1 protein-coding gene is annotated in these 1203 nt (G+C 63.8%); it reads right to left on the bottom strand.

All coding sequences use genetic code 11. The features are described from left to right. Positions 1-13 precede the first annotated feature (13 nt). Positions 14-1075, bottom strand: coding sequence for an IS1595 family transposase (locus tag EB836_RS18005; protein WP_096163141.1), 1062 nt, complete (start codon positions 1073-1075; stop codon positions 14-16). Positions 1076-1203 lie beyond the last annotated feature (128 nt).

Below are 1203 nucleotides of genomic sequence, written 5' to 3' on the forward strand. Positions count from 1 at the left end.
AAGGGGTATCCATTTAAGTCCCGGAGTCCCGGTCCTCCGCGGCTCGCCATGGCCGCTTCTCCGGCACGACTTCCAGACTCCCCGGCCGTCGGCGCGGGCCCACTACTCCCGGCGGCCGCTTCTCCTTGACCCGAGACGCCCGCACCAGGTCCCGATACCCCACCGGAGCCGCCGCCACCGCTCTCTGCAACAGACGCATGAAGACCAGCCCCCGATGACGAGAATGCCGTCGGTTGAACCGGAACACGAACTCATCCAGGTACTCCTGCAGATGCCCCACACTGCCAGAGCCTTGGTACGTACCCTCGACCATCCGCTTGACCTGAGCGAAGAGACGATGCACCGCCGGCAACACCTCGTGGGCTGGCTTACCCGACGCTGACACATTCACCGGAACATGCTCATACCCGCCCAGCGCGGGCGGGTACGATCGCCACGCATCGGAGACCACGGTCGCTCCTGGTGCCACATTGTCGGTGATGAACGCCCGCAGACTCTTCGCTGAGGCATCATTGATCACGGCCAGACGCGCCCGTCCCCACCCGTGGTCGTCGATCTCGATCGCTCCCGCCACCAGTGTCTTCCCGGCAGCACCACGACCTGCCACGCCCGGGCGAGGACCGCCGAAGAACGTCTCATCGATCTCGACACGGCCTGTCAGGGGCTGGCTGTCGGTCGTCGACATCACCTGCCGGAGCTTGGTAAGCATGGTCCACGCCGTCTGATACGACGAGACCGGCAGAACACGGTGGACGTGGGACGCGGAGACGCCCATCTTCGGTGCTGTCATCAGCCAGGTCGCCTCGAACCACACCGTCAGCGGTGTTCTCGTCCGGTGAAAGATCGTTCCCGCGGTGACCGAGACCTGCTTGTCGCACTTGCGGCACCGGTAGCGTCCCGTGGCTTCTCGTCCCGCTTCCGCTGATGCGCAGTGCGGGCAGATGAATCCACCTGGCCAGCGCAGCCAGTCCAAATAGTCAAGGCACGCAGCATCTGTGGGAAACCAGGACCGGACTTTAGCAATATCAGATGGATAGTCGCGACCGGCAACGGGCGCGCCGGTAGGCTTGTCCATGACGTACACCCCTTCCTGGTGTATGTCCACGCTCCCGGCTGTTGGCGCAGCGCGGGAGCCCTCTATTCGTCTGTTCAGCCTACCTCGGTACCAGGATCCCGGTTTCGGGATTTAAATGGATACCCCTT

Origin of the sequence: Brevibacterium sp. S111, from assembly GCF_004745075.1 — a bacterium.
Lineage (GTDB): Bacteria > Actinomycetota > Actinomycetes > Actinomycetales > Brevibacteriaceae > Brevibacterium.

Coding starts and splice junctions, on each gene's coding strand:
- EB836_RS18005 (WP_096163141.1), bottom strand. CDS start 1,075: ATGGACAAGCCTACCGGCGCGCCCGTTGCCGGTCGCGACTATCCATCT.